Here is a 25,485-nt window from a genome sequence, read left to right as displayed (position 1 = left end):
TTTTCCATAAGTTTTATGTGATTCGTTCTCATGTCGCTGCTTTCATGAAACGGATCAATAAATCGCCTCTTGAAGTCATAGACCGTCTGCTTGTTCAGGTATGAAGTTTTTCAGTTCAATCTATATAGTAAGAATTATTATGCTTCGTAAGTTTGTTTACTAGACAAACTAAGTTGCCCGTGTTAAGATACGGGTAAGCGGTACCATAATACCCCATTCATCCACTAAATAAACGTTCCGGGAGGAATCCACAGTGAGTTATTTCAGTTCAGTTCCAGCGATTGCCTATGAGGGAAGAGAGTCCAAGAACCCGTTTGCGTTCAAGCATTATAACAAATCCGAGGTGATCCTGGGCAAGACGCAGGAAGAGCACCTGCGTTTTGCGGTCGCTTACTGGCACACCTTGACGGCTGGCGGCAGCGATCCGTTCGGCTCCGACACGGCGATCCGTCCATGGAGCTCCTACAGCGGGCTTGATCTGGCCAAGGTACGTGTCGAAGCGGCTTTCGAATTTATGGAGAAGTTGGGTACGCCTTACTTCTGCTTCCATGACCGCGACATCGCTCCGGAAGGCGACTCGCTGAAGGAAACGAACGAAAACTTGGATGTGATCGTAGGACTGATCGGCGATCATATGAAGTCGAGCGGGATCAAGCTGCTGTGGAATACGGCGAACATGTTCTCGAACCCACGCTTCGTCCACGGCGCTGCGACTACCTCCCATGCCGAGGTATATGCTTATGCGGCGGCGCAAGTCAAGAAGGGCCTCGAAACCGCAGTTCAGCTCGGCGCAGAGAACTATGTGTTCTGGGGAGGCCGTGAAGGCTATGAATCGCTGCTGAACACGAACCTGGAGCTGGAACTGGATAACCTGGCCCGCTTCTACCATATGGCACTGGCCTACGCCAAAGAAATCGGCTTCACTGGGCAGTTCCTGATCGAGCCTAAGCCGAAGGAGCCTTCCAAGCACCAATACGATTTCGATGCGGCCACCACGATTGCTTTCCTGCAGAAATACGGTCTGGATAAAGATTTCAAGCTGAATCTTGAAGCGAACCATGCGACGCTTGCCGGGCATACGTTCGAGCATGAGCTGCGCGTGGCGCGGATCAACGGGATGCTGGGCTCCATCGATGCCAACCAGGGCGACCTGCTGCTCGGCTGGGATACGGATGAATTCCCTACCGACCTGTATGCGGTAACGCTGGCGATGTATGAAATCCTGCAAAACGGCGGTCTCGGCTCCGGCGGAGTTAACTTCGATGCCAAAGTCAGACGCTCTTCGTTCGAGCCTGAGGATTTGTTCCACGCTCATATCGCGGGGATCGATACGTTTGCGAAAGGTCTGAAGGTCGCAGCGAAGCTGGTTGAGGATGGGTTCTTCGAGCAGCTTGTGAAGGAACGCTACAGCACATTCGAAAGCGGCATCGGCCTGGACATCGTGTCCGGAAAAACCGATTTCCGCAAGCTGGAGCAGTACGCGCTGGCCAACGACCGTGCGATCCGCACGAGATCCGGTCAGCTGGAGCGCATCAAGGCTCAGCTTAACGAGTATATCTTCTCGGTATAAGCCGGAAGGGGAGGCCATGAGCCATGAGTTATGTAATTGGCATTGATCTGGGAACCGGCTCCGTGAAGGCGCTACTCGTCAATAAGCAGGGGGAGCTGTGCGGGGAGGCTTCCCGCTCCTACCCTCTGATGCAGCCGCAAGCCGGTTACAGCGAGCAGGACCCCGAACATTGGGTGGAGCAGACGGTCGAAGCCTTGCGCGCGCTCCTGGAGCAGACCAAGGTAAGTCCGGACGAGGTGGAGGGCATCAGCTTCTCCGGTCAAATGCACGGCCTCGTGCTGCTGGACGCCGAAGGGCGCGTACTGCGCCCGGCTATTCTGTGGAATGACACCCGTACGACGCCGCAGTGCCGCAGGATTGAGTCAGTCCTGGGCGAGCGGCTTCTGGCCGAGACGAAGAATGCGGCGCTGGAAGGCTTTACGCTGCCCAAGCTGCTATGGGTGCAGGAGCATGAGCCGGAGCTGCTAGCCCGGGCTGCCGTGTTTTTGCTGCCGAAGGACTACCTCCGTTACCGGATTACGGGCAGCCTGCATATGGATCTGAGCGATGCGGCCGGAACGCTGCTGCTGAACGTTACCGGGGCTAACTGGAGCGATGAGATTTGCGAGGCCTTCGGGCTCGACAGGAAGCTTTGCCCGCCGCTAGTCGGCTCCTTGGAGCAGACGGGAACGGTGCAGCCTGAATTCGCCAGCCGCTCCGGCTTGTCTACTTCGACGCGTGTATTTGCCGGAGGGGCGGACAATGCCTGCGGAGCTGTAGGAGCCGGGATCGTAGAAGCGGGCGCCGCATTGTGCAGCATTGGAACGTCCGGCGTGCTGCTTTCCTACGAAGAGCAGGATCGTGATTTTGGCGGCAAGCTGCATTTCTTCAATCACGCGCAGCCTGGCACCTACTATGCGATGGGCGTTACGCTGGCGGCCGGTTACAGCCTGGATTGGCTGAAGAAGACGGTGGCTCCCGATGAAACCTTCGATGCTTTCGTGGCTGCTGCCGGCGAAGTGCCGGTTGGGTCCGGCGGTCTGCTGTTCACCCCCTATCTGGTCGGGGAGCGGACACCACATGCCGATTCGGCTATTCGGGGGAGTTTTATCGGACTGGATGGATCGCATCGGCGCGAGCATCTTACCCGTGCGGTGCTGGAAGGCATCACCTTCTCCTTGAACGAGTCTGTGGAGCGATTGCGAGAGGCCGGCGTGAAGGTCGGTACCATCGTCTCCATCGGAGGAGGGGCCAAGAGCGAGCTGTGGCTGCAGATGCAGGCCGATATTTTCGACGCGTCCGTGGTCAGTCTGGAGAACGAGCAGGGGCCAGCGCTTGGAGCGGCGATGCTGGCTGCCGTAGGCTCGGGCTGGTTCGACAATCTGCGTGACTGCGCCTCCGTATTCGTACATCGGGCCCGTACGTTCGAGCCGAATAAGGAGCGCGCAGCGGTATACCAGGAGCTGTTCCAGCTCTACCGCGATGTTTATGAAAGCACGCGGGAGCTGAACCACAAGCTCCATGCTTTTAGATAGTCGGGCGAATAGTGCTCGCAGGAATAAGCTCAGGCCCTGTACCTTTCGAAGGTACGGGGCTTTTGCTATGTCAAGGACCGCAACGGAAGCAGCTAAGAAAATGATAAAAAGGTGTTGCAAAACAAATTAATCCTAGTATAATACTTGGTATAGGGTTGCTGCCATATAAGAACGATGAACGAAAGAAGGTCCGGACATGGTCGACATCAAACAAAACATACTTAAATCCTGGTTTGACGATTATCTGGATTTATATAATTTCGCTGGAACGCTTGGGGATACGGAGTGGCAGGCGCAGATCATGCATACGCTCCGTCATGAGCAGCATTTGGCAGCGGACAATGTTCAGGAGGCCATTCAGCGTGAATTATGGCGTGAATTTGCCGCTTTGAACAAAAAGCTGCTCGACCTGTTTGCCCAGCTTCAACAAAGCCGGAGCCTGTACGAGAGGGCCAAGATGCGGGAGACGGTCATGGATTTGAAAAAACGCCGATTGGAAGTGAGCCGCAAAATCGTATCGTATACGGGATAAGCCGTCGCGGGCTCAAGGCGATATCGGATATAATAGAGGAAGAACAGAGAGAACTTGCGCATAGAGACGCGGGTCTGCCAGGAGAAGGAAGAAGGATGGAGTGCTCGGCAAGAGTAGAACGAAGGAAGAAATAAAAAAATGAAGGCAGTTAGTTGTCTAATGTGCCATCACGATCAGGTAAGTCTATGCTGGGGAGCATACAGAGGACTGTTCTGCTAGGGCGTCTGCGAATGGGAGTTTCGTAGGAACGCCTGGAAGTCGAAGTGCCAGATCAAATTACATAGCGGATTGTTTAGCCTCGGCCATCATGTTCATCATCATGGTCATCATCTCATCGCATTGCTGCATGTTCTTCATCATCATGTCCATATCCATGCTTTCCATCATGTTCATGGAGGACATGTTGTCCATCATCATCTTCATACACTCCATGCGGGTCATCATGTCCTTCATGCACATCGTCATCATCATGTTCATGCACATTTTTTCCATCGTTGTTTCTCCTCTTTTCTATTGGGTTGGTTAATTCATTTATGAGATTACTATATTATGGTAGGGAAGTCAATAATTTTTTCTTGTTATTTCTGCGGGGTTGTGATATTATATTAAACTTATTAATCAAATCGGAATTGATGTAAACCTCAACGTGCAGGCTTCGGAGAAGCGGTGCGATTGAGGTTTTTGTGCTTCGCTGAAGGTGCAAAGGCGTACAGCTCTACCCTGGCTTCAGAGGCAAGCACGCCAAAAAGCCCGGCGTTGGTGGAACGCCGGGCCGGATCAGGCTAGGTCTCAGAAAGCCAAAGAACGAATCGTCGCTAATCAGCCTGCGGCTTGAGCGGCCAGAAACTCGTCGATGGTATCGGCGACTTCCCTGAGCACAGGGAGGACGGGAACGAGGCCGCCTGCCGGTATGCTAGTCAGCAGGGAAGCGAGAATTTCTTCCTTGCTTGCGCCTGCCCGGAGGGCGAGCGGGATATGGGATTTGACGGCGGGCGCGTAGCCGAGTGCAGCGAGGTTGGAAATATAAATCAACTGCTGCGTTTTCGGATCCAGTACGGATTCCGCTATGACCGACCGGTGGAGCGCACGGAAATGATCGGCGGTACCAGGGAATAGTTGGGCAAAAAGCTCGAAATCGGGATTTTTCATGGATATAGCTCCTTTCGAATAGGGGGAGATGAAAAAAGGGAACGCTCAGCGATTTCCTTTTTTTTCAATTGTAACACTTTATCAAAATAGGTCAATATGTTACAATAAAAATATTCCGACAAAACTGCTATAGTTTAATGGCAGGTATATTGCTTATAGAAGGGAAGCGGGAAACATGTCTCAATCGGCGGAAGTTCAGGTTAACCGGGAATCATTTATTCTGGATGCAGGGACTTTGGAGAATGGAGAGCCGCTTTACATCCGAGGCGAGGTGCGGATAGCCCATGGAAGGGAGGGCGAGCGTTCGGAGGAGGATGCCGAATCCGCAGGTGTGCGTCTTCCGGTGCTGATCATTAGCCATGGCTTCAAGGGCTTCAAGGATTGGGGGTTTTTCCCGTATGTGGCGGAACGTTTTGCGTCTCGCGGCTTTTACACGGTAACATTTAATTTCTCCTGCAACGGGGTCAATGAGAGGGACTTCGATGAGCTGGACAAATTCGCGGTCAATACGTACTCACGGGAGCAGCAGGATCTGAAGCTATTGCTCGGTGCCGTAAAGGCAGGAAGTTTGCCGTTCGGCGAATATGCCGATGCCGGACGGATTCATCTGCTGGGTCATAGCAGAGGCGGCGGCAACAGTATCCTCGCAGCAGCGGAGCATCCGGAGATTCGTTCAGTAACGACGTGGAATGGCAACGCCAATCCCGATCTGTTCGATGATGCGTTCAAGGAGCGGATTGCACAGGACGGGGTGGCATACGTAGCGAATGCGAGAACGAAGCAGGAGATGCCGATCCGGGCCGTATTCTATGAGGATTTGCGCCTGCATGGCGAACGCTATGATATCGCCCGCAGGCTGCAGGAGATTGAGGCCCCGGTGCTGCAGGTGCAGGGCGATCAGGATTCCCCGCGGCTGAAAGCCGGGTTCGAGACGCTCCGTCAGGCAAGCCCCCGTCATGCGAAGGCGATCGTTACGATCGAGGGCGGCAATCACACCTTCGGCGCCGTTCATCCCTTTCAAGGAACGACGCCCTATTTGGAACAGGCGCTTGAGGCTACACTTTCTTTTTTGGAAAATAATCAAAAAGTAACTTATTGACAACTAATGTAATTATGTTACAATTACTAAAAGTAAAGTCAACCGACTAGTTCGCTAGAGGTCTCGAATATGTCCGCGTCATCCCAGGATGACCCGCATCGGACGTACGAGGCCTCTTTCGCATATAGAGGAGCTTTGGGGGAGGGGATGAAGGCTGGTGGGCTTAGCGTTCGATCATCTGGTGCATTTTGTAAGGGATACGGCTGCGGCCGCAGATCAATTACGGCAATCGGGCTTTCATGTGGTAACTGGCGGCAAGCATGAGTCGCTCGGAACGGAAAATGCGCTCGTTTACTTCGGTCTCAGTTATGTAGAATTGCTGGGCGTATACGACCGGGCGGCGACGGAGCGGGCATCGCATATCCCCGTGATGCGCCAGCTGTTGTCGGATCTGGCCTTGTCTGAGGGACCGGGGACGCTGGCGATCCGTACGTCGGATATGGAAGCGACGGTGGCGGGGTTAAGGGACCGGGGGCTGGCCGTACTCGGACCGTTCCAGGGAAGCAGGGAGCGTCCGGATGGAACGGTTGTACGCTGGACGATGGCATTGCTCGAACCGTCGGACGGAGCGCTTCCGCCGCCGTTCGTCATCCAGTGGGAACAGGAGGACGCAGAACGAAGTCTGGAGCTGGAGCGTGACGGCGCGCTGCGGCCGGGAGGCCTGGAGCTGGTCTACATCGGACTTGCCGTGGACGATGCAGAGAAGACGGCATTCGAATGGGGCAGGTGGTTCGGCCTGTCCGTAGGACCGGTAGTGGAGGATGATAGGCTGCGGGCACGGGGGCATACGTTGAAGCTTCCGGGAGGGGATCTTGTCTTCTTGTCGCCGACAGGTCCCGGACCGTTGCAGGAGCGGCTGGACAGGCGGGGACCCCGGCCGATTCTGATCGCATTGAAGCCCGGGCATGTCATCAGAGGCGCGGAGTACGGGCAGATGCTGCAAAGCCCGGATCGTGCAGGGGAGGAATCGGGCCGGCAGCAGGAGCAGCTGGGGGCAATCTGGCGGCTCCTGGAATGACGGTGCGGCTATGCAAGATGGAAGGCAACAAGTCCGTCCGCAGAAGTTGAGACAGCAGAAGTTGAGGCAGGGCCATATCTACATATCGGTCATGGGGGTTGTTACATATGAGCCAGTTTGGCAAGCATACAAAGAAGACGGGAAGAAGATGGTTTTCATTTGGTCTAATGTCGACTATTTTTATTGGAATAGTTGGTTGTGGTGTTCAGCCTCAAGCGGAACCGGCTGCAGCCGCCAAGCCTGCTGAAGATATAGCGCTGGCCGTAGCGGGTCCGTTCACTGGAGACGGGGCCACCTATGGCAAGTCGTTCAAGAATGGAGCGGAGCTCGCCGTCGCCCAGTTCAACGCAGCCGGCGGTTATCAGGGGCGCAAGGTAAAGCTCGTATATGGCGATGACAAGAACGATCCGAAGGAAGCCGCCAATACGGCCCAGAAGCTAGCTTCGGATCCGGCTAATCTGGCTGTCGTCGGCCACTGGAGCAGCTCGGCGACGCTGGCGGCGATCCCGATCTACAACCGCAGCCAGATTCCGATGATTACGCCGACGGGCTCGCATCCGGACATCACCAAGAAGGAAAATACGTGGATCTTCCGCAGCTGCGCCACGACTGAAATCGAGACGAAGTATAACTCCGACTTTATCGTGAATAAGCAGGGCAAGAAGTCCATCGCCATTCTGTATATCAATTCGGATTGGGGCAAGTCCGAGGCGGAATTTTTGAAGAAGCACATCGAAGGGCTTGGCGGCAAGGTAGTTGCATATGAGTCGTATCCGCCGGGTCAAGGCATTGATTTTACGGCGGCGCTGACGAAGATCAAGGGGACGAAGCCGGACGGGATCGTGCTGGCAAGCCTGGTGAATGAGGGGGTACTGATCCTGAAGCAGGCGAAGCAGCTTGGCATCGAGACGCAATTTTTCGGGCCGGCCACCTTCTATACGGAGGAGTTTTTGAAGGACCCGGAGGTCGTCGAAGGCTTCTATCTGGACGCTCTATTCTTTCCGGAGACGGATGATCCGACCGGCAAAAAATTTGTGAGCGACTACAAGCAGCAATTCGGTCAAGCGGACCCTGGTTTTTTCGAGGCGCTTGCTTACGATTCGACGAATCTGATACTGGAGGCGATCCGCAGAGGCGGGGCTACACGCTCGGGTATCCGCGATTCGCTGGCAGGCATCAAGGACTTCCGGCTCGTAACGGGCGTGGCTGCTTTCGATGAGAACCGAAGCGACACGAACAAAACGTACACGAATCTGGTGGTCAAAAACGGAAAGTTCGCTCTGACCAAATAATCGGACCGGAGGTTGGGGCTTCATGCTGCTGGAGCAATTGGTTAACGGGCTGACGCTTGGCGGAGTTTATGCGCTGATAGCCCTCGGCTTCACGCTGATCTTCGGCGTGCTGAAGCTGATGCATATCGCGCATGGCGATGTGTTTATGTTTACGGGATACCTGGTTATGACCCTGATCGGAATTTATGCGCATCTTCCGTTTCCTGTGCTGCTGGCGGCAGGCATCGCCGTCGCGGCAGTGCTGGGACTTCTGACCGAACGGCTGGCGTTCCGCCCTTACCGGCAGGCGCATGAGATCGTTCCGCTTATCAGTGGCATCGGTGTATCGCTAATTTTGCAAAATGCGGCTATTTTGCTGTGGGGTCCGGAGCAGCATACGCTTGCCATCGATTGGAAGCCTGCCGATCTGGTTATCGGGGGTCTGCGAATTTCCGGGCAGCGGATTTGGATTCTTGGGATCACATTGGGGCTTATGCTGGTATTCAACTATTGGATACTGAGGACGCGTACGGGACGGGCGCTGCGGGCGACGGCATCCGATCCGCAGACGGCGCAGCTGATGGGCATTCCTACCGAGCGGATGATCATGCTCACGTTCGTAGTCGGCTCCGCGTTTGCCGGCGCGGCCAGCGTGCTGGTGGGTGCCCTGTACGGGGCGATCTTCCCTTCTCTCGGCTTCTCCGTAGGGCTGAAGGCCTTCGCCGCCACGCTGATGGGCGGACTCGGCAGCTTGTCCGGCGCCGTGGCGGGAGGCGTCGCGCTTGGCGTATTGGAGGTGCTGACGGCCGGCTTCCTGAACGTAGCGTATCAGGATTTGGTAGAGATGACCGTACTGATCCTCGTGCTGCTGCTGCGTCCGAACGGGCTGCTCGGCAAGCGGGTGGAGGAGAAGCTGTGAAGGCCGCTGTCATACTGCCGATGCTGCTGGCGGCCATAGCGTTCCCGCTTGTGTTCGCAGATCCCTATTACCAGCGCATCGGGGTGATGACGCTGATCTTCGGCCTGCTGGCGACGAGCCTCGGAATTCTGGTCGGCAGGCTCCGCATCATCTCGGCCGGGCATTCCGCATTCTTCGGCATTGGCGCCTATACGTCGGCCTTGCTGTCGGTAAAGGCCGGTACGCCGTTTTTGGCTGCGCTGGCTTCCGCCGCCTTGCTGTCTGCTGTTATCGGTCTGGCGGTGTCTGTTCCGCTGCTAAAGCTGAAGGGACATTTTTTCGCCATGGGGACGATGGCGTTCGGCATTATCGTCCAGATGCTCCTGTTGAATTGGGAGAGCTTGACGAATGGACCGAACGGCGTGCCGGGTATTCCGCTGCCCGCCCTGCCCGGCTACGTGCTTGCCACGGACCGGAGCATGTATTATTTCTCGCTTGCCCTGCTTGCGCTCACGCTGTGGCTCCTTCAGCGGCTGTACCGCTCGCCGATCGGCCGGGCGCTCGTTTCCATCCGCGAGGATGAGATCGTCGCCGCCACGCTGGGTATCCGCGTACTGCGGTACAAGGCGCTGGCGTTCACCCTGTCGGCCGGCCTCGCCGGTCTGGCGGGCAGCTTGTTCGCCCATTATATGGCATTCATCAATTTTAATTCATTCAGTCCCGCAGAATCGTTTATGCTGCTGGCCATGGTTATCACCGGAGGCATGAATCATCTGCTCGGACCGCTTCTCGGAGCCGCCTTGTTCACGGTGCTTCCCGAATGGCTGAGGGGAATGCAGGATTACCGGTTCCTGCTGTATGGCCTTATTCTGACGGTGGTGCTGCTGCTGCGGCCGGGCGGGCTGCTGGGTGACGGGGGAGTTCGGCCAAGGGGGGAGATACGGCGGAGAAGGAGGATGAAGACCCATGCCCGGACAACCGCTGCTGGAAGTCAAGGGACTGAGTAAGTCCTTCGGAGGTATTCGCGCTGTGGAGGAGCTGCACCTGTCTGTGCAGGAGGGAGAGTTCGTCGGCCTGATCGGTCCGAACGGAGCCGGGAAGACAACGGTGTTCAATCTGCTCAGCGGGACGATCAAGCCGACCTCAGGGGAAATTGCCGTCGCCGGCCGGCATCTGACTGGGTGCGGGGCGGAGGAATTCGCAGCCAGGGGCGTCTCGCGAACGTTCCAAAATATTCGTTTGTTCAAGCAATTGACCGTGTTCGAAAATGTGCTGGCCGGGATGCACGCGTCCAGTGACCGCCACCCATGTCGCAGTCTGGCGCAAGGACGATTGTTCCGCAGCAGGGAGCGCCAGCTCCAAGATCATGCGGCAGAGCTGCTCGAGACGTTCGGGCTGGCGCGCCATGCGGACGAATTGTCCGTACACCTGTCCTATGGCGATCAGCGGAGGCTGGAAATCGCCCGGGCGCTGGCTGCCTTCCCCAAGCTGCTGCTGCTTGACGAGCCGGCGGCCGGGATGAATCCTGCGGAAGGCCGGCAGTTGGTCGAGCTGTTGAAGCAGGTTAAGCGCACGCATCAGCTCACCTTTGTGCTGATCGAGCACGACATGGATGTCGTGATGGAGCTGTGCGACCGCATCCGGGTGCTCGACTGCGGCAAGTCCCTATTCGAGGGGACGCCGGAGGAAGTGAGGCGAAGCCCGGCAGTCCGGGAAGCTTATTTGGGAGTGGAGGACGAACATGCTGAGCTTGGAACGCCTTACGGCGGGGTATGACTCCGGTCCCGTCATACATGACATTTCTCTGCAGGTGGGGGAAGGCCAAATTGTCGGCCTGATCGGCGCGAACGGCGCGGGCAAGTCGACCGTGCTAAGAGCTATCTCGGGGCTGGTACGCCCCTCTGCCGGTTCGATCCGTTTCTCGGGCCAGGAGACGACGAAGCTGGCTGCGCACCGGATTCCCCATCTGGGCATCGGCCACGTGCCGGAGGGAAGGCGGATTTTTGCCGACCTGACGGTCGAAGACAATCTACACCTGGGCGCGTACCGTCACGGATGGCGGACAGCTAGGCGAGATTTCGACTACGTGTACGACTTGTTCCCGGTGCTGCTGGAGCGCAGGAAGCAGCGGGCGGGCAGCCTGAGCGGGGGCGAGCAGCAGATGCTGGCTCTCGGCCGAGCGCTGATGGCGAGGCCGTCCTTGCTGCTGCTCGATGAGCCTTCGCTGGGGCTGGCCCCGCTCATTGTCCGCAGCGTATACCGCATTATTCGCGAGATTCATGCCCGGGGGGTGACGGTGCTGCTCGTCGAGCAAAATGTCAATCTGGCGCTAAGCTGCGCCCATCGTGCTTACGTGCTGCAATCCGGACGCGTCGTGCTGGAGGGAGAGGCGGCAAGGCTCCGTCTGGATGGCGGACTGATGTCCGCCTATCTGGGGGGCGGCGCGCAGAGCGGGCAGACGGCACACGGCTGAAGCTGACGACAGCTGAAGCAAGTGGCAGCCGAAGTGAATGACGCCTGAAGCAATCAGCAAATTCAATCCACGCAGGGAGGCTGACAAACATGAGTATCCATAAGGTTGACAAGGATGAAGAGGGGGTATCCGAAGGGCTGATTCGACAGGTTATTGCCTGGCGGCGCCACTTTCACCGTCATCCGGAGCTGTCCTTCGAGGAGCATGCGACCGCCCAGTTCATTGCAGATACGCTGAGCTCGTTCGAAGGAATCGAGATCAGCCGGCCGACGCCGACGAGCGTGGTCGGACGACTTACCGGCGGCCAGCCCGGCCGCGTGCTGGCGCTGCGGGCCGATATCGACGCGCTACCGGTCAAGGAGGAGAACGAGTTCGAGTTCGCCTCGGAGAATCCCGGCGTCATGCATGCCTGCGGTCATGACGGGCATGCGGCCGTTCTGCTGGGAGCGGCCCGCATCCTTAGCGAGCGGCGGGAGCAGCTGCGCGGCGAGATCCTCTTCCTGTTCCAGCATGCCGAGGAGCTGCCGCCCGGGGGTGCCCAACAGCTGGTCGACGCGGGTGTGCTGGACGGGGTGGACGCCGTCATCGGCGCGCATCTGTTTTCACCGCTGGAGACAGGCAAGGTGGCGGTCGCCTATGGCCCGATGCTGGCCGCTCCGGATACGTTCCGCATCACCGTACGCGGCGTCAGCGGGCATGCAGCGATGCCGCATCAAACGGTCGATCCGATTATTATCGGGGCTCAGCTTGTAACGAATCTGCAGCAGATCGTCTCGCGCAACACCGATCCGCTGGAGAGGCTCGTGCTGTCGGTAACGGAGTTTCACGGCGGCACGGCGCATAACGTGATCCCCGGAACCGCTGAGCTGGGAGGCACGGTCCGCAGCTTCGATCAGACGCTGCGGCAATCGGTTCCCGAGCGAATCCGGCAGATTGTAAAAGGCATTACGGAGGCTCATGGCGCCGAGTATGAATTCCAATACGACTATGGCTATCGCCCGGTCGTAAACGACGAATCGCTGACGAGGGTCATCGAGGAAGCGGCGGTAGGTCTGCTCGGCCGGGAGGCGGTTGTTATCCAGAGGCCGATTATGGGGGGCGAGGATTTCTCGGCTTACCAGCAGGCGGCCCCTGGCGCTTTCTTCAATATCGGGGCGGGCAATGCAGCCTTGGGCATTGTGCATCCGCACCATCATGCCCGATTTACGATCGACGAGGATTCGCTTGCTATCGGCGTGAGGCTGTTCGTGCGGATTGCGCATACGTTTTTGCATGATGCGAAGACGGATTAGAAGCGGTCGGGAGCTGTGGCGGGATGATGCAAGTGCCGAAGACCGGGGGCAAGGGCGGGCGGACCGGACGGCATGGTCGGAGGTCGGAGGCCCCGGACTGCGAGTCGGCGTGGACCTTGTGCACGTAGGGGATATGACTGATCTGTATCCGGATGCCGACGAGGTCTGGCTGACGCGCGAGGAATGGGAGGAAGTGACAGGCCCGCTTGAATCGAGTCGCGACGCATGGCGGAGAAGGGCGGAGCATAGCGGGGCTAAGACGGGGAGGCCGGCTGTCGTGCATTCTGTTGCGCCGTCGGAAACAAGGGCAGCGCCGGGATTGGCGGCTAAAGAAGGCGAATCCTACGCTGAGCAGTCGCTGGGGCTGGCAAGCGTCCATTCGCCTTCGGAGCTGAGGCTGAGTGCGCCTCCCGGCTTGCTGGAGAGGCTGGCCGGCCGGTTCGCGGCCAAGGAGGCGGTGATGAAGGTGCTGAGCTGCGGGCTTGACCGGATCGAGCTGACCGATATTGAGGTTCGCCGCTTTCATGGAGGCAGGCCTCAGGTCCGCCTGCGCGGGTCCGCTCTGGCAGCCTGGAGCCTCTGCGGCCTGGAGCGGCTGGAGCTGAGCATCAGCCATCACCGGGATTATGCCCTGGCAGTCGCAGTCGGCTCCGGGAGAGCCGAAGCGGCGGGCGATCCGGTCCGCTCCATTCCGGTGAAGCGACGGAGAAGAGAAACTGAGCAAGAACATGATAAGGAGTGAATGGATGTATGGGGGTTGCCTTAACTGCTATCGGGACCTACTTGCCTGAACGAATTCTTACGAACGATGAGCTGGCGGCGACGGTCGACACCTCCGATGATTGGATACGATCAAGAACAGGAATCGAAGAGCGCCGCATCGCCGCACCTGGAGAAACGACGTCCACGCTCGCGGTGCGGGCGGCCCGGTCAGCGCTGGAACGGCGCGGACTGGCGCCGGAGCGGGTGGAGCTGATCGTCGTGGCCACGATGATGCCCGATCATCCTTTCCCGTCGACGGCGTGCCTCGTGCAGCATGAGCTTGGAGCGACCCGGGCGTTCGCCTTCGATTTGTCCGCAGCCTGCTCGGGCTTTGTCTATGCGCTGGAGGTAGCGGCCCAGTTCGTCAAAGGCGGCTCGGTCCGCAATGCGCTGGTGATCGGGTCGGAAGTGATCTCCAGGTATCTGGACTGGGAGGACCGGTCCACCTGCGTGTTGTTCGGGGACGGCGCAGGCGCTGCCTTGCTCGAAAGCGCGGACGCCGAACTGCTGCTCGGCGGAGCCTTCCGTTCGGACGGCTCCGGCAAGGAGCTGCTGTATATGCCCGCAGGCGGAACGGCACAACCCGCGACGGCGCATACCGTCGAGAGCCGGCAGCATGTGCTGAAGATGAAGGGGCCGGAGCTGTTCCAGGAAGTCGTACCGATCGTCTGCGAGACGATTCTGGACGCTTGCGAGCGGACGGGCATCGCTTTGGACGACATTCGGCTGATCGTTCCCCATCAGGCGAATGTGCATATCGTCGAGGAGATTGCGGATAGCCTGAATGTTCCGTTGGAGCGGTTCTATATCCATTTGCAGAAGGTAGGCAATACGTCGGCTGCGTCGATACCGCTTGCATTGGAGGAAGCCGTGGGACAGGGAAGGGTGGAGCCGGGCGACTACATACTGATAGCCGGCTTCGGAGCCGGACTGACTTGCGGGGCCAGCATTATTCGCTGGGGAGATAGCTTTCGCCGCATACAGGCATCTTGAAGTGCGCGTGGGTTCAAGTCGAATTTACAAACACGGTGAAAAGCTTAGAGATAACTTCTAAAAAAAAGAACACGGGAGGAAGCCATCATGGCGCTGGAGGCGGTTGTGTTTCGCAATAGCAGAAATCAGGAGCTGGTCGGTGTGCTGCATCATGGCGAGGGTGAAGGGCTTCGGCCCTGCCTGATCGTATGCCATGGATTTGCAGGCACCAAAATCGGCGGAAGCCGGAGGTTCGTCGAGTTTGCGCGCTATGCGGCCAGACGGAACGTATCGGTATTCCGCTTCGACTTCGCTGGATCGGGCGATAGCGATGGGGAGTTGACCGAGCTGACGCTCGATCGGGAGCTGGAAGATCTGCACGCGGCCATCTCTACGGCGGCGCAGTTTGCCGGTGTCGATCCAGACCGGATAGGCGTCGTCGGGCATTGCATGGGAGCTGTGACGGCTTTGCGCGGAGCGGCGGGGGATGCCCGTATTTACCGGACGGTGGCCTGGGCGCCGTTCACCGATTTGCGCGGCACCGTATCGGCTATGGTCGGAGAAGATGCTTTTAGCCTGCTGGAGGAGGGCGATGAGGCGGACTTTATCTACAACGAGCAGCTGTTCAGCTGCGGTCCGGCCATCGTGCAGGCGGAGTCCGGACGGTTCGATCTGGCGGAAACGCTGGAACGCATCCGAACGCCGCTGCTGCTTATCCACGGTTCGGAGGATGGGCTTGTGCCGGTTAGCGAGATACGGTCGGCCTTCGAGAGAAGCGTACCGGCTGCGGAGGCCGCTGCCGACAAGCGGCTTATCGTGCTGGAAGGGGCGCATCATTCCTTCCCCTACCATAAGGAGGAGCTGTTCGAGCTGACAGTCGATTGGTTCCTGCCGACCTTGGCGGGCGCACAGCTCGACAGTCTCTTAGCCGCTGTTCATGAAGGTTACGGCGCGCTGCAGATACAGAATGAAAGAGAGGGGGAAGCCGCATGGGCGAGCAAGTAGCGCATATCGATTCATCGCGGCCGTCTTTTGCCGATTTTCGGGCCCAGGCGGCGCACAAGCTGAAAAAGGAGGAAGGACTTCTGACGCCGGAGGCGGAATGGGTGCGGGATGTGGGCATCAGCTCGGTTGATATGGTCAAGATCGTCATGCTGCTCCGCCAAAAGTATGGGATCAAGCTGTCGACGACGGAAGCCGGCCGTCTGAAAACGGTCGGGGATGCGTTCCGATATGTGGAGCAGGGAGGCGTCCGATGAGCCAGGTGTCACAGGAGAAACATCCTGTACTTGGCAATGAGCTGTCCCGTCTGCTTCTGCGCAAGCCCGGAGGCTATAAGCTTGTGGCATGCGACATGGACGGCACGCTGCTCGGTCGCGACCACCGGCTGTCCGATCGCACCATCCGAGCGCTCCAGGGTGTCGCCGCCCGCGGGATAACCGTGCTGCTGGCGACAGGGCGGATGATGGGCGCCGTGAGGGAGCATGCCGAGCTGCTGGGCATTCCCGGCATTGTCGTGTCGCATAACGGGGCGCTTGTCAAGCACTCGGGCAACGACACCGTTTATGTGCACAAGACGGTGCCGCTGCCCGCGGTGCGGCTTGCCGTCGCGCAGGCGCTGCTCAAAGGGCTGGTCGTGCATTGGAACTGCGACGATGAGGTGCTGTTAACGGGCCGGCATCCATGGAGCGAAAGATTTTCCGCCGAGCTTGGCGTTCCCTTGAAGCAGCTCGGGGCGTTCTCGGATACCGAGGAGGAACCGACCTCGCTGCTGATCATGGGCGGACGCAAGCAGCTGGAGGAGGTATTGCAGCATACCCGCTCGAGGTACGGCCGGCAGTTCGACCATGTGCTGATCCCCTGGTTCGATGACGTCTGGCAGCTTCAGCTGCTGCCGGGCGAAACCTCGAAGGGCAAGGGCGTGCTGGCGGTGGCCGCTCTGCTCGGAATCGATCCGGACGACATCGTCAGCTTCGGGGACAGCTACAATGATCTCGATATGCTCGCTGCGACCGGGCTTGGCGTGGCGATGGGCAATGCCGTGGAGGAGCTGAAGCGGGCGGCGAAGTTCGTCACGCTGTCTCATGAGGAAGACGGCGTCGCCATTGCGCTGGAGGTGCTGTTCGGCCTATGAGTCAAGTCATACCGCCATGGGAGCCGACTTATGCCCAAGAGTCAAGCCGCAAGTCCGCTCCGCTGCCCTATGCGATCGTTTTTCCCGGGCAAGGGGCGCAGTATACGGGCATGGGCGCTTCTCTGTTTGCCGCGTCCGATGCGGCTAAGCAAGTATATGTGGAGGCGGAGCAGTGGACGGGGCTGCCTATCCGGGAGGTATCGTTCGTGGAGGACGACGCGGGTCGGCTGAGCGATACGGCCTATACGCAGCCCTGCCTGCTGGCTGCTAGCTTGGCGGCCTGGGAGACGTTCCGCGAGGCGTTCCCGCATCCCCCGGCTTATATGGCCGGCCACAGCGCCGGAGAGTACGCCGCGTTGGCCGCAGCCGGTATCGTGAGCCGGGCCGACGCCCTCCGGCTGATCGCCGAGCGGGGGCGCCTGATGTCTGGCATGCAGCGAGGGGCGATGGCCGCGATCAAGGACGCACCGGGGGAAACGATCGAGCGGTTGTGCCGGCAGGCGGTGGTGCCCGGCGGAGTGCTCGTTCCGGCCAATCGCAACTCACCGGCGCAGACCGTTGTGTCGGGAGACGCCGAGTCAGTCGATGCGCTGCTCGAGCTGGCGCTGGATGAGGAGGTTACCGTGTTCCCGCTGGCGGTATCCGGGGCTTTTCATTCCCCTCTGATGGAACCGGCGGCCCGTGCGTTCGCGTCAGTGCTGGCCGATGTCTTCTTCCATCGGGGCGGCACGCCTGTTGTCTCCAATGTTACGGCACGTCCGGAGGAGGGCCAGGCGTGGGAGCGGCTGCTGCGCGAGCAGATCACATCTCCCGTACTGTGGGAAGCGTCGGTTCGCCACCTGCTCGGCCAGGGCATCCGCCTGTTCGTCGAGCTGGGGCCGGGGCAGGTATTAAGCAGGTTGATCCGTGCAGTCGATCCGGATGCCGTTACTCTGCATGTCGAGGACGCAGAGACGCTGAGGATCGCTGTCGATCACATACAATCCGAATTTCGAGAGGAGCTAGTGGGAGCATGCCATTTCTCGCATTGGAAACATGGACGGGAATAACGGAGGAAACGAAGAGACAGTGGATTCGAGGGGCGACGGAGATCGGAGCCAATCTGCTGAACATCCCTCCGGACAAAATACTGGTGCTGATCCGGGAGTTCCCTCCGGGGAACTGGGGACAGGCCGGCGTCAGCGGGGCCGACCCGGATTTCGCAGAGAAGAGCCGCTCCATCGTCTGGGGGTCGGAAGAGACGTATCATGATGGGATATCGCCGGTGTCGAACACGGCTGTCATTGCCATTGACGTGTGGAACGTATATACGCAGGCGCAGAAAAACGAATGGGCAGCCGGCCTTACCGCCTTGACGGGCGAACTGCTTGGGACGCCGGCCGACAAGGTGCTGATCCTGTTCCGGGATCTGCCCCCGGGACATTGGGCCCAGACCGGCGTGACAGGAGCCCATCCCGCGTTCCTGGAAGCGAGCCGTCAGGTGGCCGCCGCCTCCGGGCGCGGCTGAGGGCGGTCGCTTGGTCTGGGTACTAGTCACGATGACGCCCAACGAGCAGGAGCCGGAGGCGCTGGAGCGCTACAAGGAGCGGGCTAAGGCGGTCCGCGATGAGTATGGAGCGCAGGCCTTCCGGCGTTGGGACGCGGGGGAGCGGCTGGTGGGCTCGTTCCCGGACGAGTCGATCCGCCTGCTTCGGTTCGATAACGAAGAGCAAGTAAAAGGCTGGCTGGAGGACCCCCGGTACGCCGAGGTTATCCCCTTCCGGGAGAAGGCGTTCGCTTCCGTAACCGTGACCCTTCTGCGTGATCTGGATGAAGGGGCGACCCGCTAGGCCATCGATAGCTGGAGTGAAGATGCGAACGCAAAGAGCCGTTCCTTTCCGGAAATCTTGTTCCGGAAGGGAGCGGCTGCTCGTTGTTATCCGCTTCGCCCGCTGACCCGCCCGCCTTACCTGGCCCTGGGAACTAGAGCCTGGGGGGCGCGTCCGGCGTCCGGCGCTTCAAGGCTGGGGAGCGTTCTGCTTGTCGGCGATTTTCTGAAAAATATCGTTAATGTTCTTCATCCGGTCCTCGACCTTGCGGGCCGCCGCATCGAGTGTGTAGCCGTCCTCAAGCAGCTCCTGCACGAGTACGATTTTCTTGATGTTCAAGTAATCGTATCGTCTCGTGGAGCCGTCGGCTTCTTGAACCGAGCGGACGATACCCTTGTCCTCCCAGTAACGGATCTTCCGCGTCGGCACGCCCGTGATATCGGCGACCTCTCCGATGCCGACTACGAGCTTGCTCAGCAAGTCGAAGTCGTAGTACATCTGTTCATCGTGGTTTGCGCTCATCCTGCGCTGCCCCCTTTACGTAAGCCATGCTGTCTCCATTATAGTATATAAGGACGACCGCTTACAATGAACCGATGGCAACTAGCCTGATTTGCTAGTTGATGCCATTGGTTGTCCGGAAGCGATTCTCGCGCCACAGCCAGAGAGCGGCCAGCAGTCCTAAGGACAAGGCTCCTGCCAAGCCGAGAAAGGCTGCACGGTCACCCCATTCCTTCATCAGCAAGGTGGCTCCGACCGGACCGAGCGTGGCTCCGACGAATAGGATGAACGTGTACAATGAGACCGCTGAAGCCCTGGAGGGACCGGCCAATTGGCCGATCAGGGCGATCAGGGTTGGCACGGATAAGGCGATTCCGGTGACGAACACGATGCTGAATACGGTCAAGGAGGGCAGGCTTGGGATAAGCGCAAGACCGAGCAGTCCGGTCAAAGCGAGTGTCAGTCCGCTCAGCAGCACGGGATAGGAACCGCGGCGGGCGACGAGTGCTCCGGCGAAGGGAGAAGCGGCCATCCCGACGATGCCTGCTGCCCGCAGAAGCAGCAGCTGCGGGGGTGTCAAGCCGAACGGAGGAGCAGACAAGTAATGGCCCAGTACAAGATACATGCCGACGAACGCGAACAGCAGAGTGACGGTAACGGCATAGCAGGCATACAGCGGGCGCAGCAGGAATACTCCGACCAGCTTGCGGGGGAGCTGGCTTAACGCCAGCGGCAGGCCCTTTGCCCGATCGCGGGGCAGCAGACGGAGCGCGGCGAGTGCGGTAATCAGATAAACGGCCCCCAGGATATGGAATACATAGGGCCATCCCAGCCTTTCTCCGATGAAACTGCTGAACAGCTGTCCGACGATGCCGGCCGTCAGAAATCCGGTGCTGACGAGTCCGATGGCAGTTACTTTTTTGCCGGCCGGGTACGATTCCATGATGTAGGCGAGAGCGGAAGGAGCGAAAGTCGAGGCTGCAGCTCCTTGGAGCGCGCGGAGGGCGGCGAGTGCGGCGAAGGAGGGGGCGAACCCGATTAAGGGGCTGATGATGGCCAGCAGCGCCAGGCCGGCCAAGATCACGCTGCGTCGTCCGTAACGTTCGGATAGCGGCCCGCAGGCCAGAAACCCGAGGGCGTAGAACAGGGAGAAGGCGCTCGACGCCCAGGCGCTCTGCGCCAGGGTGATGCCATAATGTGCGGCCAGAAGTCCGCCGATGGAGACGGTCACGTACAGACTGGATACGACGGCGAGTCCGCACCAGACGAGCAGGGCGGAGACGAGACCATAGCGCGGATGAAGGGCCGACTCCGTATGAGGGGCGAGCAAAGTTTGTTCCATGTTTTCATCACTCCGATCCGTAATAGTTAAACATTTATTATTGTAACTTAATTACAATTTAAGTCAATAAATAACCTAGATTGTTTTCTTATAAATTTTTGTTGACAACATTTGGATCATCCTGTAATATTCACTCATGCAATGTTGAGTAAATTAATTGGATAACTCGGTTATTGTTGCGTTCCACCGGGCAACTGGAGACACGTACAGCCGCATTGACTTTATCGTCGATGCAGGGCTGCGTGTCTTTTTTCGTTTACCCGGCACAACAGCTATTACAAGCGGGGGGCAGGGCACACATCATGGGCATTTCAGACGAATGGAAACTGGATGACGAGGAACGTTTTCCAGGCGCAGCCTATACGCGGGCCGTCCTGGAGCCGGCCTACGAGCAAGCGAAGTCCGAACTGCTGGGGCCGATGATGGCAGTTAACCAAGCGCATCTGATCATGCTCGGCGAGCAAGGACTCATCCACGAGGCGGATGCAAGCCGCATCGCGGACGCGCTTACGAGGATCGATCTGGAGGCGCTAAGTCAAAGCACATACACGGGCGCTTACGAGGATCTGTTCTTCCAGGTCGAGCATGAGCTGGCGGAGCTGGCCGGCGAGGCGGCAGGGTATCTGCATCTCGGACGCAGCCGCAACGACATGGGGATCGCGCTGTATCGTCTCGTGCTTCGCGAAAAGCTGCTGCAGGCGGTATCATCAGGGCTGTTTCTGCAGCGGGAGCTGCTGAAGACGGCTGAGGCGCACACAGATACCGTGATGATCGGCTACACCCATACCCAGCAGGCTCAGCCTACGACACTGGCGCATTACCTGTCGGCGGTCGCGGATTCGCTTGGCCGTGACCTGGTCCGGCTGCAGCGGGCCTACAGCGGCTGCAACCGCAGCAGCATGGGCGCGGCGGCGCTGACGACTTCGGGCTTCGCGGTCGACCGAAGCCGGGTAGCGGAGCTGCTCGCCTTCGACGAGCTGATCGTGAATGCGTACGACGCGGTCAGCGGTTCGGATTATGTCGGCGAGGCGGCGGCCGCCGTCCAGCTCGCGGCGGTCAATCTGGGCCGCTTCGTGCAGGAGCTGCTGCTGTGGTGCACGCAGGAGTTCGCGGTTCTGCGCGTTGCCGCTCCGTATGTGCAGATCAGCTCGATTATGCCGCAGAAGCGCAATCCCGTCTCCGTGGAGCATGCCCGCGCTCTGCTGTCAGCCGTCTTCGGCGATGCGCAGACCGTGCTGACCATGATCCACAATACGCCCTTCGGGGATATTGTGGATACGGAGGATGACCTCCAGCCGTATGCCTGGAGAAGTCTGGAGAAGCTGAGCGCGGTTTACCGGCTGCTGGCGAATGTGATCGCTACGCTGCACATCCGCAAGGACGTACTGCGCACCCGTGCGGAGGAAAGCTTCGCGACGGTGACCGAATTGGCCGATACGCTGGTCCGCCAGGAAGGACTTTCTTTTCGTCAGTCGCATCTCATCGTCAGCCGTACGGTAAGCCGCGTAGTGGAGTCGGGCGGCAGCGTCCGGGATATTTCGCTCCAGACCCTCGATGCAGCGGCCCGCGAGACGGTCGGATATCCTTTGAAGCTCAGCGAGGAGGCGCTGCGCCAAGCGCTCGACCCGCATAACTTCATCGAGGTCCGCAAGCTGCCAGGGGGACCGAATCCTCTGGAGGTGGCGCGGGCGCTGAAGGAGCAACAGGAACGCTTCGATAGCCAAAGGGATTGGCTGGAGCAGGCGCGCGGCTCGATCCGTGCGGCCGAACAGCAGGTGAGCCGCACCATAAGCGAATGGGCGCGGCGGGTAACTAAACTAGGAACGGAGGCGGAATAGCCATGTTCAGAACCGATTTTCGAGTATTCGACATTCACGGGCATCTGCCGTACCCGACCCCGTTCATGACACGCAATGAAATTTTCGATTCCTTCAACAGACAGCGGTCCGAGCGCATGCGGCTGGCCTGGGATTTCCCTGAGCCGTTGTCCGATGAAGCAGACGCAAGGAAGCCGATCATCGACCGCTGGGCAGAGGAGCTGGACCGGTACGGCATCGGCGGCATCAACTTTCTGACGGCCCGGGACAATGACGATCTGGCAAGTCAGATCGCCAAATATCCGGACCGGTTCACGGGCTTCGCCCACCACTCCATCGAAGCGCCGGATGCGGCCGAGGAGCTGCAGCGCGCGGTTGATGCGCTGGGACTGCGCGGCTACAAGCTGTTTGGTCCGATGGTGCAAATACCGTTCGACAGCGCTTCGCTTCGTCCGCTCTGGCGCTTTCTGGCCGAGCGCCGGCTGCCGGTGCTGATCCACTTCGGGCTGCTCGGGCATACGGGAGGCATTGTCCAGCACCTCAATATCAATCCGCTGTCGATCTTCAACGTGGCGCGCGAATACCCGACGATTCCGTTCGTTATTCCGCATTTCGGAGCGGGGTACTTCCAGGAGCTGCTCCATCTTTGCTGGGGCTGCCCGAACATTTACATCGATACCTCCGGCTCCAACCAGTGGATGCGCTGGTCGCCCTACGACCTGACACTCGAGCTGCTGTTCCGCAAGACGTATGAGCTGATCGGGCCGGAGCGTCTCGTGTTCGGCACAGACTCCAGCGGATTTCCGCGGGGCTTCGTCTACCGCTACCTGCAGGATCAGGTCCGGGTGTGCCGGGAGCTGCGCTTCCGCGAGGAAGAGATCGAAGGGATCTTCGGCAACAATGCCAGGAAGCTCCTGGGGCTGCTGGAGCCGCAGCAGGAGCTTGCCGTGACGGTTTAAAGCACTTTTAACCTACATATTTATTTCGGGAGGATTGGTTAGTCTTGACTACTGTAAACCGTGTTACCGCGACTGCAAAATTCACCGCCCTGCTTGCTGTAGGCGCATTGGCGGTCCTAGCGGGCTGCTCCGGAGGCTCGAAGCCGGCGGCTTCAGGCGCAGGGGCCGAGAGCAAGCCCGCATCGGCGGAGGCCGCGGGGCCGGCCGCTTCGGACGAGAAAGTGACGATTGAATACTGGCAGTACGTCTTTCCCGCCAAGGTGGACCTGGTCAACAAGCTGATCGAGGATTTCCAGAAGCTGCATCCGAACATCACGATCAAGCATACCAACTTTCCATACGATCAATATAACGAGAAGGTAGCCACGCTTGTCCCTGCAGGCAAAGGCCCCGACATCATCAACCTGTATTACGGCTGGCTGCCCAAATATGTAGCCTCCGGCTATCTGCAGCCGCTGCCGGAAAGCGCGTTTTCGGCGGCGCAGATCGAGAAGGAGTTTTTCCCGTTCGTCGATTCCAGCAAGCTGAACGGCAAATATTATGCCATACCGACCGCGGTGAGGACGCTCGGTCTCTTCTACAACAAGGATCTGTTCACGAAAGCCGGGCTTGATCCGAACAAGCCGCCTGCCACCTGGGAGGAGCTGGTGGACTATTCCAAGAAGCTGACCCAGCGCGACAAGAACGGGGAGCTTGTCGTGGAGGGCTTTACCTTCCAGACCAACGCGCAGCTTCCGCACTGGTTCCGCGATACGCTCGTGCACCAGGCGGGAGGCAAGGATGTCAGCGAAGACCGCCGGAAAATACTATGGAACGAAACGCCGGCCGGACTCGAGGCCTTCACTTATCTCGTCGACTTCGGGATCAAGCATAAGGTCGGCGCCAAGGACTTCTACACGAACGATATTACGGCGTTCAAGGGCGGCTTCGCCGCGCTTAGCGTAGACGGCTCCTTCCAGCTTGGGGGGATTGCCAAGGACGCTCCAAATCTGAACTATGCGATCGGGCCGCTGCCTTCCCACAACGGCAAGAAAGCAGCGCCTGCCTCCTACTGGGCCAATGCGATCACCAAGGGCGTGTCCGGTAAAAAGCTGGAAGCTGCCACAGAATTCCTGAAGTTCCTGACAAGCAAAGAGGTTCAGGAGCAGTGGGCGGAGAAGGTCGGCGAGCTGCCGGCCAAGAAGGAGGTCGCCCTGCAGGATAAATTCACCAAGGATGCGAAGCTGGGGCCGTTCATCCAGCAGCTGTCCGATGCCAACTCCCACTTCTTCGTGGATGAGAAGCTGGAGCGGGATTATTTCGTCGAAGCCATCGATAAAATTACGCTGAACAATGTCAGCTACAAAGCGGCCTTCGATGAGCTGGTTCAGAAGACGCAGAAGCTGTATGACGAGTACTGGGCGAAGCAGGATAAGAAATAGGCTGCGAAAGGAGCACTTCCATGGCCAACAACGAGACGCCGTCCTTCACCGGGCGGCGGTCTTCCCTTAGCGTCAAGCAGCAGCGCTACTTGTTCATCTACGGCTGCCTGCTGATTCCGCTTATTTTCTTCATCACGATCCGCATTCTCCCCATCCTGTATTCCTTCAACATCAGCGTGAGGGAGTGGGATCTGCTGTCGGACGAGAAGCCGTTTGTGGGCCTCGGCAATTTCGTGAATCTGTTCCAGGACCCCGTGTTTCTCCAGGCGCTGCGCAATACGGTCATTTATGTGGCGGTCGGCGTCCCCGGCCAGTTGATCCTGGGCTTGGCCGTAGCGCTCCTTCTCCAGCGGATCACGCGGCTGAAGGGGCTGTACCGGGTGATTTATTTCCTGCCCTATGTCACAAGCGTCGTCGCCGTAAGCTGGGTGTTCCGCTGGATTCTCCTGAAAAATGGCGTTGTGAACGGCATTCTTGTTGAACTCGGGATACCCGCTCAGTTATTCTTGGGCTCGGCCACACAGGCCATCTATCTCGTCATCGCGGTGATGATCTGGCAGGCGCTCGGCTTTCAGATGCTGATCTTTCTGGCGGGGCTTGAGAATATTCCGGCCATGTATGAGGAGGCTGCCGCGATCGATGGAGCGAACGGGTGGCAGCGGTTCATCCATGTCACGCTGCCGCTGCTGAATCCAGTGATCGTCTTCTCGGTGGTGATCGGCACGATCAGCTTTCTTCAGTCCTTTACCCAGGTGCTCAATCTGACGCTGGGCGGACCGCTCAATTCGACGCTATCGCTCGTGCTGCACATCTACAATCTGGGCTTCAAGCATTTTAAGATGGGGGATGCGGCAGCGGCTACCGTGGTGCTGTTCGCCGCGATTCTGCTGCTGTCCCTGGTACAAATGAAGCTGCTGAACAAGAAAATCGAATATTAAGGAGGGAGCCCTGCG

At 58.8% G+C, this 25,485-nt stretch carries 27 protein-coding genes; 23 read left to right on the top strand and 4 right to left on the bottom strand.

What is annotated here, in order from left to right; genetic code table 11:
• The first annotated feature begins 253 nt into the window (after nucleotides 1-253).
• The 3 genes from xylA to GSF01_RS18615 all read left to right on the top strand — a co-directional run bounded on the left by xylA (nucleotide 254) and on the right by GSF01_RS18615 (nucleotide 3,616).
• Entirely contained in the window at nucleotides 254-1,570 is a 1,317-nt protein-coding gene (gene xylA / locus GSF01_RS18625) for a xylose isomerase (RefSeq protein ID WP_159886693.1), read from the top strand.
• A gap of 23 nt (nucleotides 1,571-1,593) precedes the next feature.
• Nucleotides 1,594-3,084, top strand: a complete 1,491-nt coding sequence (xylB, locus tag GSF01_RS18620; protein WP_159886691.1) for a xylulokinase — start codon at nucleotides 1,594-1,596, stop codon at nucleotides 3,082-3,084.
• 196 nt (nucleotides 3,085-3,280) lie between these two features.
• Nucleotides 3,281-3,616: a hypothetical protein gene (locus tag GSF01_RS18615; RefSeq protein ID WP_159886689.1), complete on the top strand. Its 336-nt coding sequence runs from the start codon at nucleotides 3,281-3,283 to the stop codon at nucleotides 3,614-3,616.
• 276 nt (nucleotides 3,617-3,892) lie between these two features.
• Here GSF01_RS18615 and GSF01_RS18610 read toward each other — a convergent pair whose 3' ends face one another.
• Both GSF01_RS18610 and GSF01_RS18605 read right to left on the bottom strand, forming a co-directional pair.
• A complete protein-coding gene (locus GSF01_RS18610) occupies nucleotides 3,893-4,108 on the bottom strand; it encodes a hypothetical protein (RefSeq protein ID WP_159886687.1) in 216 nt (71 codons plus the stop codon).
• Between the two features lie 327 nt (nucleotides 4,109-4,435).
• Entirely contained in the window at nucleotides 4,436-4,765 is a 330-nt protein-coding gene (locus GSF01_RS18605; RefSeq protein ID WP_159886685.1) for a carboxymuconolactone decarboxylase family protein, read from the bottom strand.
• A 175-nt stretch (nucleotides 4,766-4,940) separates the two neighbouring features.
• Between GSF01_RS18605 and GSF01_RS18600 the strand changes: the two genes are divergently transcribed.
• The 16 genes from GSF01_RS18600 (at nucleotide 4,941) to GSF01_RS18525 (ending at nucleotide 18,513) form a co-directional block, all read left to right on the top strand.
• Nucleotides 4,941-5,864, top strand: coding sequence for an alpha/beta hydrolase family protein (locus tag GSF01_RS18600; RefSeq protein ID WP_159886683.1), 924 nt, complete (start codon nucleotides 4,941-4,943; stop codon nucleotides 5,862-5,864).
• Between the two features lie 157 nt (nucleotides 5,865-6,021).
• Entirely contained in the window at nucleotides 6,022-6,882 is an 861-nt protein-coding gene (locus GSF01_RS18595; RefSeq protein ID WP_159886681.1) for a VOC family protein, read from the top strand.
• A 107-nt stretch (nucleotides 6,883-6,989) separates the two neighbouring features.
• Entirely contained in the window at nucleotides 6,990-8,174 is a 1,185-nt protein-coding gene (locus tag GSF01_RS18590) for an ABC transporter substrate-binding protein (RefSeq protein ID WP_159886679.1), read from the top strand.
• A 22-nt stretch (nucleotides 8,175-8,196) separates the two neighbouring features.
• The gene (locus GSF01_RS18585; RefSeq protein ID WP_159886677.1) at nucleotides 8,197-9,072 is read left to right on the top strand and encodes a branched-chain amino acid ABC transporter permease; all 876 of its coding nucleotides are present in this window, start codon (nucleotides 8,197-8,199) and stop codon (nucleotides 9,070-9,072) included.
• Complete coding sequence (locus tag GSF01_RS18580; RefSeq protein WP_159886675.1) at nucleotides 9,069-10,058, top strand: branched-chain amino acid ABC transporter permease; 990 nt, start codon at nucleotides 9,069-9,071, stop codon at nucleotides 10,056-10,058. Before GSF01_RS18585 ends, GSF01_RS18580 begins: the two co-directional genes overlap by 4 nt.
• Nucleotides 10,018-10,827: an ABC transporter ATP-binding protein gene (locus GSF01_RS18575; protein WP_159886673.1), complete on the top strand. Its 810-nt coding sequence runs from the start codon at nucleotides 10,018-10,020 to the stop codon at nucleotides 10,825-10,827. Before GSF01_RS18580 ends, GSF01_RS18575 begins: the two co-directional genes overlap by 41 nt.
• Nucleotides 10,793-11,524, top strand: a complete 732-nt coding sequence (locus tag GSF01_RS18570) for an ABC transporter ATP-binding protein (RefSeq protein WP_159886671.1) — start codon at nucleotides 10,793-10,795, stop codon at nucleotides 11,522-11,524. Before GSF01_RS18575 ends, GSF01_RS18570 begins: the two co-directional genes overlap by 35 nt.
• A gap of 89 nt (nucleotides 11,525-11,613) precedes the next feature.
• Nucleotides 11,614-12,816, top strand: coding sequence for a M20 family metallopeptidase (locus GSF01_RS18565; protein ID WP_159886669.1), 1,203 nt, complete (start codon nucleotides 11,614-11,616; stop codon nucleotides 12,814-12,816).
• Complete coding sequence (locus GSF01_RS18560; protein ID WP_159886667.1) at nucleotides 12,797-13,558, top strand: holo-ACP synthase; 762 nt, start codon at nucleotides 12,797-12,799, stop codon at nucleotides 13,556-13,558. Before GSF01_RS18565 ends, GSF01_RS18560 begins: the two co-directional genes overlap by 20 nt.
• Before the next feature lie 8 nt (nucleotides 13,559-13,566).
• On the top strand, nucleotides 13,567-14,571 hold the full coding sequence (locus GSF01_RS18555; protein WP_159886665.1) for a beta-ketoacyl-ACP synthase III: 1,005 nt from the start codon (nucleotides 13,567-13,569) through the stop codon (nucleotides 14,569-14,571).
• A gap of 87 nt (nucleotides 14,572-14,658) precedes the next feature.
• Nucleotides 14,659-15,555: an alpha/beta hydrolase gene (locus tag GSF01_RS18550; protein ID WP_159886663.1), complete on the top strand. Its 897-nt coding sequence runs from the start codon at nucleotides 14,659-14,661 to the stop codon at nucleotides 15,553-15,555.
• Nucleotides 15,540-15,809: a phosphopantetheine-binding protein gene (locus GSF01_RS18545; protein ID WP_159886661.1), complete on the top strand. Its 270-nt coding sequence runs from the start codon at nucleotides 15,540-15,542 to the stop codon at nucleotides 15,807-15,809. The genes GSF01_RS18550 and GSF01_RS18545 overlap by 16 nt, the downstream gene beginning before the upstream one ends.
• Nucleotides 15,806-16,684 carry a Cof-type HAD-IIB family hydrolase gene (locus GSF01_RS18540; RefSeq protein WP_159886659.1) on the top strand — a complete coding sequence of 293 codons (879 nt, stop codon included), beginning with the start codon at nucleotides 15,806-15,808 and terminating at the stop codon, nucleotides 16,682-16,684. The genes GSF01_RS18545 and GSF01_RS18540 overlap by 4 nt, the downstream gene beginning before the upstream one ends.
• Complete coding sequence (locus GSF01_RS18535) at nucleotides 16,681-17,733, top strand: ACP S-malonyltransferase (protein ID WP_159886657.1); 1,053 nt, start codon at nucleotides 16,681-16,683, stop codon at nucleotides 17,731-17,733. Before GSF01_RS18540 ends, GSF01_RS18535 begins: the two co-directional genes overlap by 4 nt.
• Nucleotides 17,697-18,191 carry a tautomerase family protein gene (locus tag GSF01_RS18530; RefSeq protein WP_159886655.1) on the top strand — a complete coding sequence of 165 codons (495 nt, stop codon included), beginning with the start codon at nucleotides 17,697-17,699 and terminating at the stop codon, nucleotides 18,189-18,191. The genes GSF01_RS18535 and GSF01_RS18530 overlap by 37 nt, the downstream gene beginning before the upstream one ends.
• 10 nt (nucleotides 18,192-18,201) lie before the next feature.
• Nucleotides 18,202-18,513, top strand: coding sequence for a DUF1330 domain-containing protein (locus GSF01_RS18525; RefSeq protein ID WP_159886653.1), 312 nt, complete (start codon nucleotides 18,202-18,204; stop codon nucleotides 18,511-18,513).
• A gap of 168 nt (nucleotides 18,514-18,681) precedes the next feature.
• Here the strand turns inward: GSF01_RS18525 and GSF01_RS18520 are convergent, their stop codons facing one another.
• Entirely contained in the window at nucleotides 18,682-19,014 is a 333-nt protein-coding gene (locus tag GSF01_RS18520; protein ID WP_159886651.1) for a MerR family transcriptional regulator, read from the bottom strand.
• A gap of 94 nt (nucleotides 19,015-19,108) precedes the next feature.
• Nucleotides 19,109-20,335, bottom strand: a complete 1,227-nt coding sequence (locus GSF01_RS18515; RefSeq protein WP_159886649.1) for an MFS transporter — start codon at nucleotides 20,333-20,335, stop codon at nucleotides 19,109-19,111.
• 302 nt (nucleotides 20,336-20,637) lie between these two features.
• On the opposite strand from GSF01_RS18515, the gene argH reads away from it, so the two are divergent.
• From argH to GSF01_RS18495, 4 genes are read left to right on the top strand one after another with little or no spacing between them, the layout of a single operon-like run.
• Nucleotides 20,638-22,173 carry an argininosuccinate lyase gene (gene argH / locus GSF01_RS18510; protein ID WP_159886647.1) on the top strand — a complete coding sequence of 512 codons (1,536 nt, stop codon included), beginning with the start codon at nucleotides 20,638-20,640 and terminating at the stop codon, nucleotides 22,171-22,173.
• Between the two features lie 2 nt (nucleotides 22,174-22,175).
• Nucleotides 22,176-23,111, top strand: coding sequence for an amidohydrolase family protein (locus GSF01_RS18505; RefSeq protein ID WP_159886645.1), 936 nt, complete (start codon nucleotides 22,176-22,178; stop codon nucleotides 23,109-23,111).
• Between the two features lie 44 nt (nucleotides 23,112-23,155).
• Nucleotides 23,156-24,532: an extracellular solute-binding protein gene (locus tag GSF01_RS18500; protein WP_159886643.1), complete on the top strand. Its 1,377-nt coding sequence runs from the start codon at nucleotides 23,156-23,158 to the stop codon at nucleotides 24,530-24,532.
• A 20-nt stretch (nucleotides 24,533-24,552) separates the two neighbouring features.
• Nucleotides 24,553-25,470 (top strand): carbohydrate ABC transporter permease, encoded by a 918-nt coding sequence (locus GSF01_RS18495; RefSeq protein ID WP_159886641.1) that lies wholly within the window; start codon nucleotides 24,553-24,555, stop codon nucleotides 25,468-25,470.
• Nucleotides 25,471-25,485 lie beyond the last annotated feature (15 nt).

It is taken from the genome of Paenibacillus puerhi (assembly GCF_009846885.1).
In the GTDB taxonomy this organism is placed as follows: Bacteria; Bacillota; Bacilli; order Paenibacillales; family NBRC-103111; genus Paenibacillus_G; species Paenibacillus_G puerhi.
The sequence above is the reverse complement of the archived record's forward strand: the minus strand, read 5'-3'. Positions and strand labels throughout refer to the sequence as shown.

Excerpts from the sequence above, each read along its gene's own strand:
- xylB (WP_159886691.1), top strand. The coding sequence starts at position 1,594 with ATGAGTTATGTAATTGGCATTGATCTGGGAACCGGCTCCGTGAAGGCG.
- GSF01_RS18615 (WP_159886689.1), top strand. The coding sequence starts at position 3,281 with ATGGTCGACATCAAACAAAACATACTTAAATCCTGGTTTGACGATTAT.
- GSF01_RS18610 (WP_159886687.1), bottom strand. The coding sequence starts at position 4,108 with ATGGAAAAAATGTGCATGAACATGATGATGACGATGTGCATGAAGGAC.
- GSF01_RS18605 (WP_159886685.1), bottom strand. The coding sequence starts at position 4,765 with ATGAAAAATCCCGATTTCGAGCTTTTTGCCCAACTATTCCCTGGTACC.
- GSF01_RS18600 (WP_159886683.1), top strand. The coding sequence starts at position 4,941 with ATGTCTCAATCGGCGGAAGTTCAGGTTAACCGGGAATCATTTATTCTG.
- GSF01_RS18590 (WP_159886679.1), top strand. The coding sequence starts at position 6,990 with ATGAGCCAGTTTGGCAAGCATACAAAGAAGACGGGAAGAAGATGGTTT.
- GSF01_RS18585 (WP_159886677.1), top strand. The coding sequence starts at position 8,197 with ATGCTGCTGGAGCAATTGGTTAACGGGCTGACGCTTGGCGGAGTTTAT.
- GSF01_RS18575 (WP_159886673.1), top strand. The coding sequence starts at position 10,018 with ATGCCCGGACAACCGCTGCTGGAAGTCAAGGGACTGAGTAAGTCCTTC.
- GSF01_RS18570 (WP_159886671.1), top strand. The coding sequence starts at position 10,793 with ATGCTGAGCTTGGAACGCCTTACGGCGGGGTATGACTCCGGTCCCGTC.
- GSF01_RS18565 (WP_159886669.1), top strand. The coding sequence starts at position 11,614 with ATGAGTATCCATAAGGTTGACAAGGATGAAGAGGGGGTATCCGAAGGG.
- GSF01_RS18560 (WP_159886667.1), top strand. The coding sequence starts at position 12,797 with ATGATGCGAAGACGGATTAGAAGCGGTCGGGAGCTGTGGCGGGATGAT.
- GSF01_RS18555 (WP_159886665.1), top strand. The coding sequence starts at position 13,567 with ATGGGGGTTGCCTTAACTGCTATCGGGACCTACTTGCCTGAACGAATT.
- GSF01_RS18550 (WP_159886663.1), top strand. The coding sequence starts at position 14,659 with ATGGCGCTGGAGGCGGTTGTGTTTCGCAATAGCAGAAATCAGGAGCTG.
- GSF01_RS18545 (WP_159886661.1), top strand. The coding sequence starts at position 15,540 with ATGGGCGAGCAAGTAGCGCATATCGATTCATCGCGGCCGTCTTTTGCC.
- GSF01_RS18540 (WP_159886659.1), top strand. The coding sequence starts at position 15,806 with ATGAGCCAGGTGTCACAGGAGAAACATCCTGTACTTGGCAATGAGCTG.
- GSF01_RS18535 (WP_159886657.1), top strand. The coding sequence starts at position 16,681 with ATGAGTCAAGTCATACCGCCATGGGAGCCGACTTATGCCCAAGAGTCA.
- GSF01_RS18530 (WP_159886655.1), top strand. The coding sequence starts at position 17,697 with ATGCCATTTCTCGCATTGGAAACATGGACGGGAATAACGGAGGAAACG.
- GSF01_RS18520 (WP_159886651.1), bottom strand. The coding sequence starts at position 19,014 with ATGAGCGCAAACCACGATGAACAGATGTACTACGACTTCGACTTGCTG.
- GSF01_RS18515 (WP_159886649.1), bottom strand. The coding sequence starts at position 20,335 with ATGGAACAAACTTTGCTCGCCCCTCATACGGAGTCGGCCCTTCATCCG.
- argH (WP_159886647.1), top strand. The coding sequence starts at position 20,638 with ATGGGCATTTCAGACGAATGGAAACTGGATGACGAGGAACGTTTTCCA.
- GSF01_RS18505 (WP_159886645.1), top strand. The coding sequence starts at position 22,176 with ATGTTCAGAACCGATTTTCGAGTATTCGACATTCACGGGCATCTGCCG.
- GSF01_RS18495 (WP_159886641.1), top strand. The coding sequence starts at position 24,553 with ATGGCCAACAACGAGACGCCGTCCTTCACCGGGCGGCGGTCTTCCCTT.